Genomic DNA, 21016 nt, shown 5'->3' on the forward strand with positions numbered 1-21016 from the left:
ATGAGTACTACAGAAGATCAAAAAATACACGGTATTCTTGCGGAATTTAGAAATCCCAAGGAACTCACAGATGTAGCCAAAAAAATGGTGAACTCCGGTTACAGCAAGTTCGATACATTCAGTCCATTCCCGATCCACGGTATGGATAAGGCCATGAATCTGAAAAAGTCTAAATTAGGCTGGATCGTACTTGGCCACGGCATACTTGGTTTCAGTATTGCCATTGCGATGATGTATTTTATGTCTGTAATTGATTACCCACTGAACATAAGTGGTAAACCATTTTTCAATGCACCGGCCTGGGTGCCTATTACTTTTGAATTAACGGTACTTTTATCCGCTTTCGGAGCTGTTTTTGGGATGTTCTTCCTGAACGGACTTCCGAAACTGCACAATCCTCTTTTCAATTCAGAACGGTTCAAAAAAGCCACTGATGACGGATTCTTCGCATGCATTGAAGCAGATGATGACATGTTTGAGGCAGAAAAAGTGAAAGCACTTTTTCAGGAAGCCGGTGCTACCCACATTGAGGAAGTTTATGAATAAGAAATCTACACATATACCATTTTCAGGAATGAACGTAAAAGGACTACTTAAGGTAGCCAGTGTATTTGCATTGGGTATCTCCTTATCAGCCTGCCAGGGACAGATCAGTGAAAAACCTCCTATTCATCCAAATATGAATATGGATCAACAGCCAAGAAAAGAAGCTCAGGAAGTAAATAATTTCTTCGCTGATGGACGCACCATGCGTACCCCTGTGGAAGGAACCGTTGCCCGAGGCTTAGCCAAAACTGATAAAGCTTTGTATCAAGGCGTTGACGAAAACGGTGAATTCATTGACTACATCCCCGTAGATCTGACAAAATCATTCCTCTACCGGGGCAAAGAGCGTTATGAGATCTTTTGTACTCCCTGCCACGGACAAACCGGAGCAGGAAATGGGGTGATCATGGAAGGTGGATACGGTTATGTTCCGGCTCCATCCTATCATGAGCAGCGTGTACGTGAATTATCTGATGGAGCATTATACTCTGCCATCTATAACGGTGTCAGAACCATGCCTTCCTATGCCACACAGATCCCGGTTGAAGACCGATGGGCAATTGTAGGTTACATACGTGCGCTTCAAGCCAGTCAAAATGTATCTGAACAGGAATTACAAGAATTTGATGTTGATATCGCTTCACTTCAGGCAAAAGCTAATGAAGAACAAGCAAAGGCAGATTCCATTGCCGCAGCAAGACAACCACAGGAAGCTCCTGAACCATCTATTGAAATTGGACAACAAGCTATCACGGCTAATGCCTGCGGAACTTGCCACAGTGAAGACGGTTCTGCGGGAATCGGACCAACCTGGGCAGGATTATTTGGCAGTGAGGGTGAAGTGGTAACGGCTGATGGCGAGACCATCACAGTTACCAAAGATGAAGATTACATTCGCGAGTCTATTGTTGAACCTAATGCCAAAAAACCTGTTGGTTTTGAGCAAATGGTGATGGCTTCATACAGCTATCTGGCTGATCATGAAATTGAGTCCATCATCCTCTATATCAAAAATCTTAATAACTAAGAACTTTGCTTAACAAACTTATAAAATGAGTCATAAGCCTACTATAACAGATACTCTACAATTTCCAGCCGACAGCAAAGTTCCAGGTGCACTTTTTGGCGTTGGTGCTGTTGGATTAATAGCCACGATCATTGGGTATTTCCTGGATGCTGATCAGTTCTTCTTTTCATACCTGGTCAGCTTTACCTTTTTCTCGGGAATTGCCCTTTCAGCATTGATCATGGTCATGTTACACCATATCACCAAATCCAGCTGGGGTGTGGTCTTCAGAAGGATCTCTGAATCATTTACTGCCAATATCTGGATATGGGCTATCTTTGTAGTGCCGATTCTCTTTGGAATCCACAATCTGTACCACTGGAGTCACCCTGAATTATTAGAGTATGGTACCGAAGAGTATGACAAGATCGTATCCGGAAAGTCTCCATTCCTGAATTCTACCTTTTTTATCATTCGTCAGGTGATCTATTTTGCGATCTGGGGATTCCTGGGTTATAAACTCCACAAGGTTTCTGTACAAATGGATGAGACCAACGATTGGGGGTTATCTGCTCTTTTGAGAAAGGTAAGTGCTCCCGGCATCCTTCTATTTGCTTTTACTGTGGCTTTTGCCGGCTTTGACTGGTTAATGTCCCTTGATCCACACTGGTTCTCTACCATGTTTGGTGTATATTTCTTTGCTATTAATTTCCAGGCTTTCTGGCCTATCATGATCCTTATCGTGTTTTACCTGCATAAACAGGGATTATTGACTAACACGATCCGTCAGGTACATATCTATGACCTGGGGGCATGGTTCTTTGCCTTTACAGTTTTTTATGCCTACATCGCATTTTCACAGTTCCTGTTGATCTACTATGCTAACCTTCCTGAAGAAACTCTTTGGTATTATCACAGAATGGAAGGTGGATGGCAGTATCTGCTTTACGGATCTCTGATCTTCCGTTTTGCCGTTCCATTCTTAGTACTTCTGAACAGAGAAGCTAAGAAGAACAGAATGATATTGGGTGGAATGTCAGCTTTGGTTCTGATCATTCATTTTGCAGAGATCTACTGGATCGCAATGCCAACCCTTTATGATCACGGTTTCAGCTTCAGCTGGATGGATATAACTGCTTTCTTAGGATTAGGTGGTGTATTCTTTGGATTATTCTTCCGTCAGTTCAAACAGAATGACATGATCCCTAAGAATGATCCAAAACTTGAAGACTGTCTCTCCAAATCATATCACCAATAAATAATTTATTTACGATGTCAGATAAGCAAAATTCAGAACACAAACCTAACGAGGCTGAAGAAGCTGCAATGGTAAATGATGAAGGATCCGTTGAAGATGTAGATCTTACAACAGAAGATGATGAGTTAGCATCCGGTGTTTCGCATGGTGTGATGAGTGACAATCTCAATTACAGCAAACTGATATTCTGGTCAACCATTGGAACTTCACTTGTTATAATATTTGTGATCTCTATGGTTTTTTTCTCACAATACAGTTTATTTGAAGCACAAAAAGAAGCTTCACTGAGAGTAACTTATTCTGATTTTTCCGAATTGAGAGCCGAACAAGAACAAGAGTTAAACAGTTTTGGAGTGGTAGACCTTGAAGAAGGCATCTACCGCATTCCTATTGACAGTGCAATTAGTAAAATTGCTATAGATTAAATAACCACCTATGAGACGTATTACACTGCCGGCAATATTTGTATTGTTAGCAGTGTTTCTGAATTCACTTTCTGCTTTTGCACAGCTTAATCGTGAAGAACCGGACGCGCTGCAAAACCTGGGCATAGACGAGCATTTGGGTGATTTCATCCCCCTTGATGCCAAATTTGCGACCTCGACCGGCGATAGTGTGACCATTGGTGATTTATTGGAGGAAGGAAAACCTGTTTTATTGAATCCTCTTTACTATGAATGTCCCATGTTATGTGGACTTGTGCTTGACGGGACCCTGAATGTGATCGAGGATCTCGCCTGGAAGCCCGGTAAAGATTTTATTGTTATTTCGGTCAGTATTGATCCGGAAGAAGACGCCGAATTAGCCAGAAAGACCAAAGAAAATTATCTGGCACAAATGGATTCCACGACTAAAAGTGGATGGCATTTTCTGACCGGAAATAAAACTGAGATCGATAAAGTAGTTGAAGCTGCGGGCTTTAAATACAAAGAAATTGAAGAGACCGGTGAGTATGCGCACAGTGCTGCTATTATCTTACTGAGTCCTAAAGGGAAGATCACCAGATATTTATACGGTATCTCCTATGACGAATTTGACGTACGAAACGCACTGTATGAATCTGCCGATGGAAAGATAGGAAGCACCATCGATAAGGTAGTGATGTATTGTTATCAATACGATCCTGATTCCGGCAGTTATGTACCTATGGCGTTCAACATTATGAAGCTTGGTGGCTTGGCTACACTGATATTTCTCGGTATATTCTTAGGCCTCCTCTGGCTTCGCGAAAAACGCAAAAACACAACCTCAAAATCTGAATTTAACTAATGGGCAGTTTATTCGACTTCATGCTCCCGGAATTAAAATCTCCTTTAACCGGGGCAAGTACCGATGCATTGATGGGTTTCATCCACCTTGTAAGCTTTATCATTCTTGCCGGTGTTACCATTGCAATGATCTACTTTGCAATCAAGTACAAACGCAAATCTGATGATGACCAAACACCACTTATCACACATAACAACACTCTGGAGCTTACCTGGTCAGTTATTCCTCTAATACTCGTATTCATTGTATTTGGATGGGGATATTCAGGATGGCTGAATCTGAAAGCCGTACCCGACAATGCGTATGAAATACAAGTTTCTGCATACAAATGGGGATGGACATTCAGCTACGAAAACGGTGCTCAGGTCGGGAATGAGGTTCATGTACCTGCCGGTCGCCCTGTAAAGCTTGTGATGAAATCACAGGATGTACTTCACTCCTTTTTTGTACCTGATTATCGCATCAAGCAAGACGTTCTCCCTAACCGCTATACCTATGTTTGGTTCCAGGCTGATGAAGCCGGAGAATCTCAGGTCTTTTGTACCGAGTATTGCGGAACATCACACTCTGACATGCTTGCCAAGGTAATTGTTCACACTCAAAGTGATTTTGAGAACTGGTTAGCTTCACAAAACACCGGTGGCGGTGGAACCCCTGTTGAACGAGGTGAAAGCCTGTTAACCCTTCAGGGCTGTATAACCTGCCACTCTGTGGATGGTTCTGAAAAGATCGGACCTACCTTCCAGGGACTGTTTGGCCGTGAGGAAACAATGACTGACGGTACCACCTTAACTGTAGACGAAAACTACATAAGAGAGTCTATTCTGGATCCCGGTGCTAAGATCGTGGAAGGATACCAAAACCAAATGGTTAGTTACGAAGGTCGCTTAAGCGATGACGACATTTCTGATATTATTGAATACATAAAAACTTTAGATTAACATGGCTACAGCTGAAGTATCACCAGCATCTACTGGTACAAAAAAGACGTTCAAGGTAAAACGCTATATTCCTAGCGAAAACCCTAAAAAGACCTTTTTTACAGAGGAACGAGGGCTTTGGGCCTGGTTAACTACCGTTGACCACAAGAAGATCGGACTCATGTATCTTGGTTCAGTGACTTTTTTCTTCCTTCTTGGTGGAATCCTGGCACTCTTACTGAGAACCGAACTCCTTACCCCGGCTCAAACCTTTATAGAGGCTGATACCTACAATCAGTTCTTTACCCTGCACGGTGCCATTATGGTATTCTTTGTGCTGGTCCCCTCTATTCCCGCAGCCCTCGGTAACTTTGTGTTACCTATGCAGCTTGGGGCAAAGGATGTAGCATTCCCCCGGCTTAACCTTGCCAGTTTATACATCTATATCATTGGAGCCATCTTTACATTCATAGCTCTTGCAAGCAACGGCCTGGATACCGGCTGGACCTTCTACACTCCTTACAGTACAGAATCCACCTCCAGTGTGATCTGGGTAACCATGGGTGTGTTTATTCTTGGATTCTCTTCTATTCTGACGGGAACCAACTTTATTGCAACCATTCATAAATTAAGAGCTCCCGGTATCACCTGGAGTAAATTGCCTCTGAATATCTGGGCCCTTTATGCCACCAGCATTATGCAGGTTCTTGCAACCCCGGTACTTGCCATTACTCTTTTGCTTCTTACCATGGAGCGCTTCCTGGGCATCGGTATCTTTGACCCGTCTTTGGGTGGTGACCCGGTTCTGTTCCAGCATTTCTTCTGGTTCTATTCCCACCCTGCGGTTTACATTATGATCGTGCCTGGTTTTGGAATTATATCAGAGGTTATTACCACATTCTCTAAGAAACACATATTTGGATACTGGGCCATTGCCCTTTCATCCCTGGCTATTGCATTCATCGGTTTCCTCGTATGGGGTCACCACATGTTTACTTCCGGTCAGTCTGCAGTTGCAACTTCCGTGTTCTCATTCCTGACCTTCCTGGTAGGTATTCCAACCGGTATCAAGATCCTGAACTGGGTAGCCACACTTTACAAAGGCTCCATTGAAATGAAGACACCGATGGTTTACGTATTTGTCTTCCTTTTCCTTTTCTCGATCGGTGGATTTACAGGAATTATGCTGGGTGCCCTGTCTGCGGATATTCACCTACACGATACCTACTATGTGGTCGCTCACTTTCACTATGTGATGATGGGCGGAACATTGATCGCCCTGTTGGCAGGACTTCACTACTGGTGGCCAAAAATGACCGGTAAAATGTACAATGAGTTTCAGGCCAAGATCGGTGCTGCATTGATCTTCATCGGCTTTAACATGACCTTCCTCCCTCAGTTTATCATGGGTTCACAAGGTATGCCACGACGATATTACAACTATATTGATCAGTTTACCATTTTCCACCAAACATCAACCATAGGTTCCTACATCCTGGGTGTTGGATTCCTGTTGATCGCCTATTATCTGGCTAAATCATTGATGAGTGGTGAGAGAGCAGGTTCAAACCCATGGGGAAGCCGCGGCCTGGAATGGCAGTCAACCTCCCCACCTGATCTGCACAACTTCGACCATACACCGGTTGTGATCAACGGTCCTTACGACTATCACAAGCCTATGGAAGAATTCCAGCTTGGTCTGGCAAATGCTCACGATGAGAAGCATTAAAAGACTATTCAAACCTAATTCAACAATTAATTTTAACTATAAAACACAACTCGGGAAGTAATGGCGAATCATTCGACTTCACACCCCACGCATGTGCAACATCACTTTGTTGATTCTGATCAACAATTTGATACCGCAAAATTGGGTATGTGGGTGTTTCTTGTTAACGAAATCCTATTCTTTGGCGGTTTATTCTGTGCTTACATCGTTTACAGAGCATGGTATCCGGAACTCTTTCAAATGGCAGCCCTTGAGCTGAACACATTCTGGGGAGCCGTCAATACGGTAGTACTTATTGGTAGTAGTTTAACGGTAGCTATGGCTATCCGTTCTGCCCAAAAGAATCAGATGAAAGGCTTAAAGATCAACCTGTTGATCACTATTGCACTGGCCGTAGTGTTTATGGTCATTAAAGGGTTTGAATATGCTCATAAGTTTGAGTTAGGCATCTTCCCCGGTGACTTTTACACCTACGAAGGTTTAGATCACCCACAAGCCAATGTATTCTTTGGGATCTACTACATGCTAACCGGCGTTCACGCCCTTCACGTTTTGATTGGAATTGGTTTGATCTTCTGGATATATCTCCGTGCCAGAAAAGGTGAATTCAACAGTGAGTATTATACCCCTGTTGAGATCACAGGACTGTACTGGCACTTGGTTGACCTCATCTGGATCTTCCTATTCCCGCTCCTATACCTTATTGAATGACAGAAATTATTTAAACCTACTGAACTATGAGCGAACATAATCACGAACATCACGTTTCAACAGCAGGCCAGCTTTGGGCCGTTGCAACAGCCTTATTTATTCTGACTATCATCACAGTGGTAGTGGCAAAGTTTATATCCATACCACCACCCTTTGATGTGATCACAGCGATCTCTATCGCATTGGTCAAGGCATTCCTGGTAGCTGCATTCTTCATGAACCTTTACTGGGATACAAAATTCAACACCATACTGTTATTCATGGCTGTTGCATTCTTTATTCTGATGATCTCCATCACACTACTGGATACGATGTACCGGAATGATGTAGTACCTTCTTTTTAGAAGCGATCATCACACCAAATTTGAAGCTCCGGGTTATCTGATCCGGAGCTTTTTTTATACCTCGCAGTTACCATGATTTAACGCCCGGGTATTCTGATTCCTCTCTTCTGATTGTTATATTCATTTTAAAAAATAGATCTATACACACTATGAGCTTATCTAAAACGACCATCGGTCCCTTTGAACTATATACTATAGAAACCGGAGATTTTCGCCTGGATGGAGGCGCTATGTTTGGTGTGGTTCCCAAAACATTATGGGAACGAGGGATCCCTGCAGATGATAAAAACCGTATTCCTATGACCATGCGTTGCCTTCTCATAAGATCTACCAACACCGGGAAGATCTATTTGATCGATAATGGGGCCGGCACCAAGTTCGATGATAAGATGACCAACATCTATCAGCTGGATCAATCCAAAAAGAATCTTGAAAACTCTTTTAATGAACATGGGTTTTCATTTGATGATGTAACTGATATCATATTCACACATCTTCATTTTGACCACTGTGGGGGAACTAGTTTTTATAATGAAGAACTTGAATTACAACACACGTTTCCAAATGCTACCTACCATGTTGTAGATTCTCACTGGAAAACAGCAACGGACCCAAATGCTCGGGAACGAGCCAGTTTTCTGCCCGAAAACATCAACCCGATCAAAGATTCCGGAAAGTTGAACTTAGTAAATGACGCTCATGAGTATGAACCCGGTTTAAGTGCAATTACAGTGAATGGTCATACAAAAGGACAACAGCTGCCTAAGATCACCCATGGTGATACCTCCATCGTATTCGTGGCAGACTTACTGCCCACGCATGTGCATGTACCCCTTCCATGGGTTATGGGATATGATATGTATCCTGCTCAAACGCTCAGTGAAAAAAAGGAGTTTTTACAGAAGGCTGCTTCCGAACAATGGAATTTATATCTGGAACATGACGCAGAGCAGGAAATGATCCGCATTGAAGAAGATAATGGCCGGTTCAAAGTCAGTGATCATTTCACCCTAAATGAACTTTGATACCCCTTCTTCATAATAAAATTGTGATAAAAGCATAAATAATGCATGAGCAGAAACGGTAAACATACTGACATCAACGAGGTAAAGGCCAAGCTTCGATCTGCCTATGATCGTTCCGTTTCCGTTTTTCAAAACAAGAAGTACCTGAATGCGGCCATCGTATTCTTTGCTACTTTCACCGTTTTGATACTGTTTGAGCAAACGTTTTATCTTTCAGTATCCGTAAAAGGCTTGGTTATGTTGTTGGCGTTGATCACTTCTTCCTATGCCATTTTCTACAAAAAGGGCGAGAACCGATTCATAAGCTTCGAGACCTTTTACAGAAACTTCAGTCGTAAAAGTGATCTTCCTGAATTAAAGGATGCCATAGACCTTCAAAATTCAGGATCCGGCAACAGCGGTTTAGTGAACGCTGCGATCCTGCAAAGCCTGAGCAAGGTGAAGCCTGAGGTTCTATCATCTGAGCTAAAAGAACATCTCAGGAATTCATTCCTGTATAAAACATACAGATATACCCTGGCCACAGCGCTGGGCACCTTGCTTGTTTTTGGGTTTACGGCCTTCAATTTTGAGCAGGCTGCGTATCGAACGGTCACATTTTGGGAATCTTTTCAAAAACCAAATCCCTATCAATATACTGTAAAACCCGGAATGGTTACCCTCGAACAAGGGGAACCACTGAAAATTGAAGCCACATTTGGCGGACAGGAATTGCCTGAAGATGTTTCACTTCACATTAAGACGCCCATTGAAGAGTCCTTCAGAGACCGGGCTATGGAGAGGAACGATCAAACGTTTACATCCATGCCGATCGAAGCTTACAATGACCTTGAGTACTACATCAGCATGGATGGGTACCAAAGTGATATCTATGCCATTGACGTGCAACTGAGGCCGCGCTTTGTTGAATTGACGGGTCAGATCACACCTCCTGATTATACGGAAATGGGGCTAAGTCACTTTGTCTATCCTACTTCCCAAATAAAGGCATACAGAGGCTCAGAACTTGTCATCAATGGTTTATTGAATAAAGATATCAGTAAGCTGACGGTTCACTCTACAAGTGATTCAGTGATCATAGAAAGCCGGCCTGACAGTTCATTTGCTCATTCTCTAATGATCACGAAACCTGATACACTTCAGTTTCATATCGAGGATCAAACAGGGCTAACCAATAACAACACTTTCCAGCTTGTCATATCTCCGCTTGAGGATGAGTATCCGGTCGTACAGATACTTGAGCCGGAAGAAAATTTAAAGCAGGTAAACCCTGAGCAGATCGATCTTTTATATCGGGCAGCAGATGATTTTGGACTTACCTCCGCCAGATTGAATTATGAACTGAAACGGGCTTACACCAACGATCCTGTTACCGGTTCAATAAAATTAAATACGCCCAATTCAAACGATCTGAGTCCTTATGTATGGTCTCTGGATGAGCTCTCCCTCAAACCCCAGGATGTATTGACCTTTTGGGTCACCGTTTTTGATAATGATGCCTATGCCGGTTATAAAAGAACTGATTCACAACGCATCACACTTGAGGTGCCCTCAATGGTGGATTACCTTGAGGAAGTCGGTGACAAGGAAGATGATATATCCAACGACCTTGAGGACATCTCAGAGTCTTTTCAGCAAACCAGAGAGCAGTATGAACGGTTCAAGGAAAAGCTGAAGGATAACCCTGAGAATGCGGGGTATGAGGAACAGAGTGAACTTGAGCAGGTTCGCAAGCAACAAGAAGAAGTACAACGACAGATCGATGAACTCAATGAGAAATTTGAGGAACTCAAAGAGGAAATGAGTCGGGATAACGTGTTATCTGAGGAAACTCAAAAGGCTTACGAAGAACTTCAAAAATTGGTTGAGGAAATTGATGACCCGGCATTTCGTGAAGCCCTGGAAAAAATGCAGGAGCAACTCGGCAACATGAATCCCGAGCAACTCAGGCAAGCCATGGAAAATCTGGAGTTCAACGAAGAACTCTATCAGGAAAGGCTGAAACGTACCCTGGAGTTGTTTAAGAAACTTAAGCTGACCTCTGATCTTGACAAGATCGCCAAAGCTTTTGATGATCTTTCCAGAAAGGAAGCAGAATCACAATCTGATGCAGAGCAGCCGGTTCAAAAACAGGAAACCATTGAGGAGCATGGCAAGGTCAGTGAACAGGTCAATGACCTTTCAGAGAATACCTCTGATTCAAATCGCAAAGAAATTGAGGACTTCCAAAAGGAAACTCAGGAAAGTCTGAACGAATTAACTGAACAATTAGAAAAAGAACTTGAACAGTCTGACCCAAATACATCTGGAGAACAGGGTGAGAACTCGGAATCAGCCCCACAGGATCAAAAGCAGGAACGTATTGATACCTACAACCGGATGTCAGAAAACACCCGTGACCTCATGGAAAGGATCAATCGGGAGCAGATGCAGATCAATGTTGCGGGGTTACAATATGTATTGTATTCGATCATTAACCTCTCTAACGTACAGGAAGATCTTACCACCCTGGTAGCCACAACGGAAAACCGTAGTCAGGCTTATGTGAATTATGCCCGCGAACAGCAAAATGTGGAGACCATTTTTTCAACCCTTTCGGATTCCCTCTTTACCCTTTCCTCTCAGATCCCTCAATTCTCAAATAGGATCAATGAGAAAAAACTCGAGGTGGAAAAACAATTGTCTCGGTCTTTGACTCAACTCACAGAAAGGGATCAAAGGCAATCTTCCGTGGCTTCCCGGCAGTCGTTGGGAGGAATTAACGAGATCGCATTTATGCTGGCTAATCTGCTGGAACAGCTTCAAAATTCTGACGGTGATGGTCAGGGAAGCGGAAGTGGCCAATCCTCTCAGCAGATCATGGAACAGTTGCAGCAATCCGGTCAGCAACAACAGCAACTTAATCAGAGAATTCAGGATCTCATCAACGATATTCAGGGTGATAGGCTCACACAGGATCAGATGGAGCGGTTGAATCAACTGGCTGAGCAACAGAACAGGATCCGTAAACAGCTTCAGCAGTTACAGCAAAGCGGAGAGTTTGACGGTGACCGGCTCGGCAGTGAACTTCAGCGTATGATCGAAGAGATGGAAGATACCATCAACGATCTAAGGGGCGGCAGTACCGATGCTATTATGATCGAAAGGCAGCAGAATATTCTATCACGTATGCTTGAAGCCGAAAAAGCGATTCAGGAACGGGATGAAGAGGATAAACGCGAAGGGCAGCGCCCGGAAGAACTTCAACAGGCTTCCCCACCCGAACTGACCATTGAGGAGCTTGAAAAGCAGATCCGGAATCGATTGAATGATCCGAATTTCACGAAGTTTTCGCCTGATTATCAGAGGCTCATTCAAAATTATTTTGAGCTGTTGAAAGAACTGCAGGATCGGCAAATACCGTAAGTAAGTTTACCCCTCGGTTCTGTTACGTTTTATGATATCCTCATAGGCTTCCAAAACACCTTCTGTGGTTTCTTTGGTCACAACATCTACTTTATCTTTCACGAAGGATTTGGCGTTAACAGGCGCATAAGAACGGCCGACTATGGTCAACCCCGGCAGATCTCCGCTGCTATCACCAATGTAAGCCACCTCATCCAGGTTCAAACCAAGTTGGTCACAAAGCATTTTGATACCATGCCCCTTGTTTGCTTTCTTGAGGATGATATTAACAGACACATCGGTGGCATGAACCTCAAACATCGGATACTTACCATCCATATGATTCAGAACTTCCTGATGCATCATCGCGATCTTTGAGGGATCAGGATTCACCAAACCCGCATCGGTATATTTTGCAAACTCAGGATACGTGCCATCATAATTGGGTATGAGGGTACTTACCAGCCATTCTTTTATCTCCTCAACCGCTTGTTTGGCTTCGTCATTAAAATGTGGATTCCACGTGATCTTATTGACCTTGATATCATAGATCCCTGCTCCGCTTTCAAATAACATGGGGGCTTCCACACCCAACCACTGCCCAACAGCTTCCACATAAGGAAATGGCCGGCCGGAGCAGATAGTCATGGCCGGAATCGTGTCATCTTCTTTACTTTCAGCGATCAGCTCTCTGATGCGTGTTACCGCTTTCCAATTTGGGCTGATGAATGGATGAGCCATACATCCATCAAGGTCAGTTATAAATAATTTGATCATTTTGTGGGTGACTTTAATAAGTGGATTCGATAAACGGCTGAATTCTATCTGCCAAAATCATCCTGTATCCTTACGATATCTTTTTCATTGGACGGATGATCTGAATAGATATGCTGCCAGATCTCTGCCACCACTCCCCAATCATCCAAACCAACTAATCGATGTCGCTCACCCTGTTGAAGCGTTATACGGTCTCCCTCATTGTAGGTCTTGATCTGCCTTTGTTCATCAGTTAAACTGCGGATCACCCCAACCGGACCTTGAACCACCTGCCACATTTCTGCTCTCCGGTGGTGGTACTGCCACGACAGTCTTTTACCCGGTTCAACCAATAAGATCTTTGGGCTTAGTTTACCGGATAAATTAGCATCCGACATCTCAACATCATTGAAATAGGTTTCGATGAATAAGTTAGCCTGTTGTTCATCGATCACGAAAAACCCACCCCAGGGTCGATCAAAGTCGCGGGCCTCAATTTTAAAACCCTGTTCAGTTAATTTATCTTCAATGCTCTCAAATCGTTCTTTCTTCTCAGACATTTCTTTTTATATAGATATGATTTTGTATTGATCTTTTTAGTGCGATCGTGCGGAAGGCAGCATTACTGAGGTCAATAAAAGCAATAAAGCTAACGCTCCCATCCACTGATATTGATTTTTGTAATCTGCGTATTCCTGACTCGCGAATTCCCCCTTCTCAAGTTCATCCATTCTTGCCAGGAATGCATCAATTCCGTCGTTACCCCGTTCTATTGAATAATATTCGCCCTTCCCCTCTCGGGCAATGTTTCTCAGGATCTGACTTTGCAGTTTCGTGGTTACCACCTGTCCCTGATTGTCTCTTTTGTAACCGATCAGGTCACCGGTTCCTTCTTCATATAGAGGAATGGTGGTTCCTTCCGTGGTTCCGACACCAACCGTGTAAACCAGAATATTTTCGTTGGTCAGTGAATTCAATGCATCTTCATAGGTTTCCCCATGATCTTCACCATCGGATATGATCAGTAAAACTTTGGAAGCCTCCGTCCCATTTTCTTCCAATGACTGAAAGGCCTCAAGCGCCGTTTCCAGCGCCGGTTTAAAAGCTGTAGCTGAACTAGGCATTTGTTCAGTATCGGCAATATCCAAAAACAAACGGAGCGCTGAATAATCCATGGTCATGGGACTCTGAAGATAAGATTCTCCGGTAAACACGATCAATCCAACCCGGTCACCCCTGAGCCTTTCGATCAGTCGGTTGATCTCAAATTTTGCTTTTTCAAGACGGCTGGGCCGAACATCTTCCGCATTCATACTGGCTGAAAGATCCAGGGCCACAAGCATATCAATTCCCTGCCGTTTGATCTCTCTTACTTCCGTACCAATTTTTGGTCCGGCCAGGGCAACGATCAGAAAAAAGATCCCAGCAAACATGGAAATATTTTTGAGTTTCTCTCCTAATGGCCAGAATCCTTCCCTGAGTGAGCTAAACAATTCTTCACTAAAGTACTTTCTTTGAATATGTCTTACACGGGCAGAGCGCCACCATAACAAAGCAATACCAACAGGTATGATAAGCAGCCACCAAAGATGTAATGCGTTTTCCCAGATCATAATTAATATGCGTTTTACGTGAAGCTAAGATAAAGCTTCGTGCATTTAATATGAACATTAAATGCTGTAATAAAAGCCGATAAGAGAACCACCGACAGAAGTCGGGTAAATCCTGATCATATGTTACTTATGATCCATTCGGTGAAAAGTTCCCGAAACCTGAACGAGTAATTTTTCATCAGGCTTTCTTCCTCTTCTTCATAATCAAAACAAGGAGGCACCACGTGGAAGAAGTGGTTGGCATTTGGGATCTCATAAACAGTAAAATTGACAGGCAGCTGATCTGAAAATACATCGTTCAATTCTTCGATAGCCCATTCCGGGTAAACATGATTGTCATTTCCTCCAAACATAAATAAGGCCGGAATATCAATCTGGGACAAATACTCAGCCGGTTCAAAGCCTAATTTCATTTTCATGTGCCGCCATTTTTTTGTGATGGCGATCACTGAAACCCAGTTTTGATGTGATTGCGCCTTTTGAACTGCTTTTTCGTAAGCCACCGAGTCCTCTTCTCCCTCACACACATACTCGCTATGGTATTCATTCACGAGTTGCATTTTGGGATCAAAGGTCGGGCCGGCAATGGAAGCCGTAAATCTGACTTTATCTGAAGCTGTGGCTCCTACTATCTGAGCCACCCATGCATCCTCACCGTGGCCCACAATCCCAATTCTGTCAGGATCCACTTCTTTTCTTTGGCTCAAATAATCAATGGCAGCCACCGCATCGTCCGCGAAATCATTAAGAGTGGTACGTCCCCACCTGCCATCTGATTCACCCACTCCTCTGGGATCATAATAAAAGATACCAACACCCATTTCCGGAAAAACCGCTTCCAGATTTTCTTCAATAAAACTGACTCGCTGTGGATGGGCTTCTCCCCACTCATACATTCCACCCATAAAGACTATGATCGGTACGTTTTCATTTACCTCAGGAAGCACCAGGGTTCCGCTCAGTACAATTTCACCACTTTTAAAAACTACTTCTTCTCTCTGGAAATCCTGAGCACTTGAGGTCAGCGTAGAAATGGCAACAATTAAAACAACTGCTAAACACTTAATTGTCTTTGTCATTCTGATAAATAGCCTGTTATGAGTTTATTTTTTGTGGAATGATCTTCGCTCAAAGTCTTTGTAAAATACGATCGATCTGTGCCATATGCCTTTGTGTATGGATGATATTGAAGTTCAGCCATTCCTCACGTGTGAGGTATCCATATACCGGATGCTCGTAGGCCTTGCATACCTCCTTGCTGTCAAATTGGTCGGCCAACACAGCGATCTTTTCCCTCAAACTTCGGAAATTTGAAGTGAGTTCTTCCTTTGACTTTTTTTCTTCTCCGGGAAGGATCACGCCACTCGCTTTATATTTTTTATCTGATTCAAGGAACTGCTTTCGCATTTTTTCAATAATCGCTTCAGAATCACGATCCGGATCAGGTTCTGCCTCTCCCATAAACAATTTTGGGATCCCAAACTCTGAGCGGTATAAATGCTCAAGGACTTGAGCCGGTGACCAGGTTTCATCATCCGGTTTGGCATGAAACTGCTCATCAGCGATCTGTCCGATCTTGGAGAGTAACGCCTCGGTGTTATTATTGAGTTGTTCCTTCAGGTCCATGTTTCTTGACTGAAATTCGATAGGTCTTATTGGCCTTAGTCGTTACCCTTTGGCGTGAAAGCCTGAATGCCTGTGATCTCCCGTCCAAGGATCAAACCATGGATATCGTAGGTTCCTTCATAAGTATTTACGGATTCCAGGTTCATAACGTGATGGATCACCCGGTAGTCTCCTACAATTCCGTTTCCGCCATGCATATCCCGCGAGATCCGGGAGATCTCAAGGGCTTTACCGCAATTATGCCGCTTGGCCAGTGAGGTCATCGAAGGGTGATCACGTCCTTCATCCTTAAGTTTACCAAGGCGAAGAACCAGCATCTGCATGGAAGTAATATCCGTTAACATGTTGGCCAGTTTAGTTTGGATCAGCTGATTGGCAGCCAGTGGCTTACCAAATTGTTTGCGATCCAGCACATACTGCCTTGCCCGTTGATAACAAAATTCTGCCGAACCGACTGTTCCCCAGGCGATGCCATAACGGGCTGAGTTGAGGCACATAAATGGACCTTTAAGTCCTTTGATATCCGGAAATACATTCTCATCGGGCACAAATACATCATCAAATACCAGTTCTCCTGTTTCAGATGCCCGTAAACTCATTTTATATTTTGTATGAGGAGCTGAAAACCCTTTCATGCCTTTTTCTACTAAAAATCCTCTGATCACTCCCTCATCCTTAGGATCTTCCTTAGCCTTGGCCCATACCACGGCAAGATCAGCGATCGGGGAATTGGTGATCCACATCTTGGCGCCGTTCAACTTCCAGCCACCCTCTGTTTTAACCGCTGTGGTTACCATAGATCCCGGGTCTGAACCGTGATCAGGCTCCGTCAACCCAAAACAACCGATCATTTCTCCGGTAGCAAGCTTGGGAAGAAATTTCTGCTTTTGTGCTTCGGTTCCAAACTCTGAAATAGGATACATCACCAGTGATGATTGCACACTCATAAATGACCGATAACCTGAATCAACCCGTTCAACCTCGCGCGCGATCAAACCATAGGCTGTATTGCTGGCACTTGACCCTCCATACTCTTCAGGTATGGTCACTCCCAGTAAACCCATTTCTCCCATTTCCCGGGCAATATCCTGATCAAAATACTCTTCGGTATTTCCTTTCAGAGCTCTCGGTTCCAGTTTTGACTGGGCATAATCGCGAGCCGTTTCCATGATCAGGCGATCTTCCTCGTTTAGTTCTGATTCAAGGAGATAAGCGTCATCGATGTTGAATAAATTCTTTGGCATGGGTTTACTGCTTTAGGCTTTAATTATTTTGATGGATAGTAAGAAAAATATACTTCAGGCTGAAAAATTTGAGCTGATTATTTGATCATCCTCACAACTTAAAATGATTATAAAATAAAAGCCTGCATCTTTCATCGAATGCAGGCTTCTTTGTGGTCTCCAACAACAAATTTATCCTCTTATGCCAGTGACTTCTTCAATTCCCTGGCTATGATCAGGCGTTGTACCTCTGAGGTTCCTTCACCGATGGTCATCAGTTTGGAGTCTCGCAGGAATCGCTCTACATGGTATTCTTTGGTGTAGCCGTAGCCACCGTGTATCTGAACGGCTTCAAGTGAAGCTTTTACAGAAAGTTCGGATGCAAACAGTTTTGCCATCGATGCTTCTGTGGTGTACGGTTTGCCATTATCTTTCATCCAGGCGGCCCTTAAGGTCAATAGCCGGGCAGCTTCAATTTCAGTGGCCATGTCCACCATTTTGCCTTCCAGATACTGGAAATTTCCAATGGCTGTTCCAAATTGCTTACGCTCCATGGAGTATTGTAATGATTCTTCCAGCGCACCGCGGGCAATACCAACAGACAGTGCAGCGATTCCAACACGACCGCCATCCAGAACCTTCATGGTGTCAACAAAGCCCATGCCTTCATCCCCAAGCAGGTTTTCGGCCGGTACTTCTACATTTTCAAACACCACTTCTGTGGTATCCGATGAGTTCATTCCCAGCTTATGCATTCCGGCACCGGGGTTTACACCGTCCCATTCTCTTTCTACAATAAAGGCTGAAATACCTTTGGTTCCTTTATCGGGATCGGTTTTTGCCAGAACCACATAGGTGTCTCCAACAGAACCCTGTGTGATAAAGATCTTGGAACCGTTAAGAATATATTTATCGCCATTTTTTATGGCTGTGGTTTTCATTCCGGAAGCATCACTTCCAGAACCCGGCTCGGTCAGGCACCAGGCGGCCAGTTTCTTCCCGGAGGTGAGATCCGGCATGTATTTCATTTTCTGCTCATGATTACCGGCAAGGGCAATATGACCTGTTCCCAGTGAAGTGTGAGAAGCAACTGTTAATGCTAATGAAGCATCCCATCGTGCGATCTCCTCAAGTACCAGGCAAAAACTTACGACATCAAATCCGCCGCCACCGTACTGTTCTTCATGATAGATCCCCAACATACCCAGCTCGCCTAACTCTTTAACGATCTCATGCGGAAATTCTTTACTGTTATCCCTATCCATGACCGTTGGTGCCACTTTTCTTTCAACGAATTCCTTCACGCTGTCACGGATCATTTTTTGATCGTTCGTTAACTCAAATGATAAATCTTTCTCTAAAACGGGGTCCATATCTTGTAATACTATCTTATTAAATTTGTTTATTGGAAACGCTTCCAAGATAACGGTTTGTTGCTATAAATTCGTTCTTGAAAGTGTAAAAGTTGTCAGGCGAACGATAAGATGCTGAAAGCATATCAGTTCAATTCTTTGCGTTCTTTTTCCGGTATTTAGTTTTCTGCGAGTTGCCAGTAAGCTTCCATTACTAAGTCACCCACTGTGATCTTATCTACAACTTCCATCCCCTCAAGGACTTCGCCGATCACAGTGTAGTTCCCGTTCAAATGCGGGCTCCACTGATGCATTATAAAAAACTGACTTCCCTCTGTATCAGTTCCTGCACTCGCTATTCCAACAACTCCACGAGAGTAATGTTTTTCTGATCCCTCAGTTGGCACTACATAATCCGGCCCGCCAAATCCATCCTGAGATTCTACATCCCCACCCTGGATCACAAAATTTGGCACCACTCTGTGAAACGGAATATTGTTGTAGGCGCCTACAGTGATCAAACTATCCATTCCTGCGATAGTGACCGGGGCTGAAAGAGCATCCATTTTTATTTTTATGATACCTTTGTCCGTTTCAAGTACCCAGATCGGTTCAAACCCAAGATTTCCAAGTCGCTCCCAGTCAGGTATTCTGAATTCAGGTTTTGAGGCTGAAACCGAATCCACTTCCCAGCCCTGCTGACTTAGGGTATTATTCAAAGCTGTGCTTCCCCAGGCTGACCATTCCCTGATCACCGAAACAGCTTGTTCCTCAAAATGCTGCTTAAAAAATCCCCCAAAAGCCTGAAAGACCTCAATATCATCCGGCATTTCATAAGCCTCCAACAGATCTCTTATACGGTCAAAATCAGCATTATTCATGATCCCTGCATCTTCCATGAACGATACGGTGGTATACGTGATGGATCGATCTTGACGGTTCAGAAAGTTGAACAATAGTGTTTTCAATTCTTCTACCAATGCGTTCGTTTTATCACCCTCTTGCAGACCGTTCCACCAGCTTTGCAGCGATTGTGCCGCGAACAATGCTTCCAAACGATCTTCGCTCTCAGATTGAGTCATCATTCTTTCAAGATATTCAGCCGGTTCCAGTATCTTTTGCTCTATCCTGAATTTCTTGATCAACAGGTAAGGATCTCCCTCAGCTAATGATTCAGTCAGTGATTGAAACTCCTCCGGATCGTTCAGTGCTTCGATGCCTGAAAGTCTGACCGTAGCGTCTTTACCCTCATTATTTATGATCTTTTCAAGGATCACATCATCAAATGAAGCTTCTTTTTCTGGATGAGTTGCAGCCTGCTCCAGTGCCGTGATATTGACTACCGGATTATCATGATCCAACAAGAGGCCATAAACCTCAGCCAGCTTACTGTTCCAGTCTGCCTTTTTAACCTGCTGAGCCAATTCAACGGCAAGTTGCACGTTCATTTCCGCAATATCAGAGGTTGGCAGCTTTTCAAGTGTTTTGTTCGGAGCGCTGTTAAAGGACATACGCACTACATACTGCCTGATCTCGGGACTTTCTACCCAGGTGTACGCATTCCAGATATTGGTCTGAAGTTCTTCATCCTCAATCACACCATTTCCGCGATACAATCCGTAAAAATAAGCTTTATACAGGTCCTCGTCTTCTAAAATAGCAGCATAACGCAACAAACTTTTTTTGGTAACAGCATTGATATCGTACTCCATCATCAATCTGCCCATGGCGAGTGCAGCGTCATATTCATAATCAGAATCTTCCCCGATGATCTCATTGAAGTTTTGTACCAACAGATTCAACGAATTCTGATCACCTTGTTTACCCAAAACCAGACTGATCCCATTTCTGAGTGAAACTCTTTCCAGCCAAAGATCGTGTAATCTTGAAAGATGCTCTTCATTCAATTCCTGCTCACTCAACGCCATCCAGGCTTCTTTACTGTTACTATACTGCACCTTAGTGATCATATCGTCAACATCAGCTACAGGTGTATTTATCAAACCACGCCAAGCCTGAGTTCTGATATAATCGTTGGGGTGATCCACAAAACTCAACAGGGAGTCAGCATCCCGTTCGTAGATATGTTCATAAAGCGCAGGGTATTCATCGGTCAACAATTTTGAATAGGCACTCTCCTTCTGGCACCCAACAAAAATCAACAACGGTACCACACAGAGCAATTTGCACATATCTTTTACACATTCTTTATTGAACTTCATACCTAAACTCCTTTTATTACACATGTATTTTA

The 21016-nt window shown here is 43.6% G+C and carries 19 protein-coding genes; 11 read left to right on the forward strand and 8 right to left on the reverse strand.

The features are described 5' to 3' along the window. The 11 genes from C3B73_RS09080 (at nucleotide 1) to C3B73_RS09130 (ending at nucleotide 12213) form a co-directional block, all read left to right on the forward strand. Nucleotides 1–546 carry a DUF3341 domain-containing protein gene (locus C3B73_RS09080; RefSeq protein ID WP_103665360.1) on the forward strand — a complete coding sequence of 182 codons (546 nt, stop codon included), beginning with the start codon at nucleotides 1–3 and terminating at the stop codon, nucleotides 544–546. Next, complete coding sequence (locus tag C3B73_RS09085; RefSeq protein ID WP_103665283.1) at nucleotides 539–1573, forward strand: c-type cytochrome; 1035 nt, start codon at nucleotides 539–541, stop codon at nucleotides 1571–1573. Before C3B73_RS09080 ends, C3B73_RS09085 begins: the two co-directional genes overlap by 8 nt. Nucleotides 1574–1598: 25 nt before the next feature. Continuing rightward, on the forward strand, nucleotides 1599–2810 hold the full coding sequence (locus C3B73_RS09090) for a hypothetical protein (RefSeq protein ID WP_103665284.1): 1212 nt from the start codon (nucleotides 1599–1601) through the stop codon (nucleotides 2808–2810). 14 nt (nucleotides 2811–2824) lie between these two features. Beyond that, nucleotides 2825–3235, forward strand: coding sequence for a hypothetical protein (locus C3B73_RS09095; RefSeq protein ID WP_103665285.1), 411 nt, complete (start codon nucleotides 2825–2827; stop codon nucleotides 3233–3235). A gap of 10 nt (nucleotides 3236–3245) precedes the next feature. Beyond that, nucleotides 3246–4079: an SCO family protein gene (locus C3B73_RS09100; protein WP_103665286.1), complete on the forward strand. Its 834-nt coding sequence runs from the start codon at nucleotides 3246–3248 to the stop codon at nucleotides 4077–4079. Further along, nucleotides 4079–5020, forward strand: coding sequence for a cytochrome c oxidase subunit II (gene coxB, locus C3B73_RS09105; protein WP_103665287.1), 942 nt, complete (start codon nucleotides 4079–4081; stop codon nucleotides 5018–5020). The genes C3B73_RS09100 and coxB overlap by 1 nt, the downstream gene beginning before the upstream one ends. A gap of 1 nt (nucleotide 5021) precedes the next feature. Further along, nucleotides 5022–6728: a cytochrome c oxidase subunit I gene (ctaD, locus tag C3B73_RS09110; protein ID WP_103665288.1), complete on the forward strand. Its 1707-nt coding sequence runs from the start codon at nucleotides 5022–5024 to the stop codon at nucleotides 6726–6728. Nucleotides 6729–6788: 60 nt separating this feature from the next. Continuing rightward, nucleotides 6789–7439: a cytochrome c oxidase subunit 3 family protein gene (locus C3B73_RS09115; RefSeq protein ID WP_103665289.1), complete on the forward strand. Its 651-nt coding sequence runs from the start codon at nucleotides 6789–6791 to the stop codon at nucleotides 7437–7439. A 26-nt stretch (nucleotides 7440–7465) separates the two neighbouring features. Next, the gene (locus C3B73_RS09120) at nucleotides 7466–7783 is read left to right on the forward strand and encodes a cytochrome C oxidase subunit IV family protein (protein ID WP_103665290.1); all 318 of its coding nucleotides are present in this window, start codon (nucleotides 7466–7468) and stop codon (nucleotides 7781–7783) included. A gap of 149 nt (nucleotides 7784–7932) precedes the next feature. Next, complete coding sequence (locus tag C3B73_RS09125) at nucleotides 7933–8808, forward strand: MBL fold metallo-hydrolase (protein WP_103665291.1); 876 nt, start codon at nucleotides 7933–7935, stop codon at nucleotides 8806–8808. A gap of 45 nt (nucleotides 8809–8853) precedes the next feature. After that, nucleotides 8854–12213, forward strand: a complete 3360-nt coding sequence (locus C3B73_RS09130) for a DUF4175 family protein (protein ID WP_103665292.1) — start codon at nucleotides 8854–8856, stop codon at nucleotides 12211–12213. A 6-nt stretch (nucleotides 12214–12219) separates the two neighbouring features. Here C3B73_RS09130 and C3B73_RS09135 read toward each other — a convergent pair whose 3' ends face one another. From C3B73_RS09135 to C3B73_RS09170, 8 genes are all read right to left on the reverse strand, one after another. Next, nucleotides 12220–12969, reverse strand: coding sequence for an HAD hydrolase family protein (locus tag C3B73_RS09135; protein WP_103665293.1), 750 nt, complete (start codon nucleotides 12967–12969; stop codon nucleotides 12220–12222). A gap of 44 nt (nucleotides 12970–13013) precedes the next feature. Then, nucleotides 13014–13508 (reverse strand): cupin domain-containing protein, encoded by a 495-nt coding sequence (locus C3B73_RS09140; protein ID WP_103665294.1) that lies wholly within the window; start codon nucleotides 13506–13508, stop codon nucleotides 13014–13016. Nucleotides 13509–13544: 36 nt separating this feature from the next. Further along, nucleotides 13545–14561 (reverse strand): VWA domain-containing protein, encoded by a 1017-nt coding sequence (locus C3B73_RS09145; protein WP_103665295.1) that lies wholly within the window; start codon nucleotides 14559–14561, stop codon nucleotides 13545–13547. A 116-nt stretch (nucleotides 14562–14677) separates the two neighbouring features. Beyond that, nucleotides 14678–15640 carry an alpha/beta hydrolase family protein gene (locus C3B73_RS09150; RefSeq protein WP_103665296.1) on the reverse strand — a complete coding sequence of 321 codons (963 nt, stop codon included), beginning with the start codon at nucleotides 15638–15640 and terminating at the stop codon, nucleotides 14678–14680. A 49-nt stretch (nucleotides 15641–15689) separates the two neighbouring features. After that, nucleotides 15690–16187 (reverse strand): DinB family protein, encoded by a 498-nt coding sequence (locus C3B73_RS09155; RefSeq protein WP_103665297.1) that lies wholly within the window; start codon nucleotides 16185–16187, stop codon nucleotides 15690–15692. A 35-nt stretch (nucleotides 16188–16222) separates the two neighbouring features. After that, nucleotides 16223–17431 carry an acyl-CoA dehydrogenase gene (locus C3B73_RS09160; protein ID WP_103665298.1) on the reverse strand — a complete coding sequence of 403 codons (1209 nt, stop codon included), beginning with the start codon at nucleotides 17429–17431 and terminating at the stop codon, nucleotides 16223–16225. Nucleotides 17432–17610: 179 nt separating this feature from the next. Then, nucleotides 17611–18783, reverse strand: coding sequence for an acyl-CoA dehydrogenase family protein (locus C3B73_RS09165; RefSeq protein ID WP_103665299.1), 1173 nt, complete (start codon nucleotides 18781–18783; stop codon nucleotides 17611–17613). 158 nt (nucleotides 18784–18941) lie between these two features. Next, nucleotides 18942–20984 (reverse strand): peptidylprolyl isomerase, encoded by a 2043-nt coding sequence (locus C3B73_RS09170; protein ID WP_157939463.1) that lies wholly within the window; start codon nucleotides 20982–20984, stop codon nucleotides 18942–18944. Nucleotides 20985–21016 lie beyond the last annotated feature (32 nt).

This window comes from Gracilimonas amylolytica, from assembly GCF_002911695.1.
Taxonomy (GTDB): Bacteria; Bacteroidota; Rhodothermia; order Balneolales; family Balneolaceae; genus Gracilimonas; species Gracilimonas amylolytica.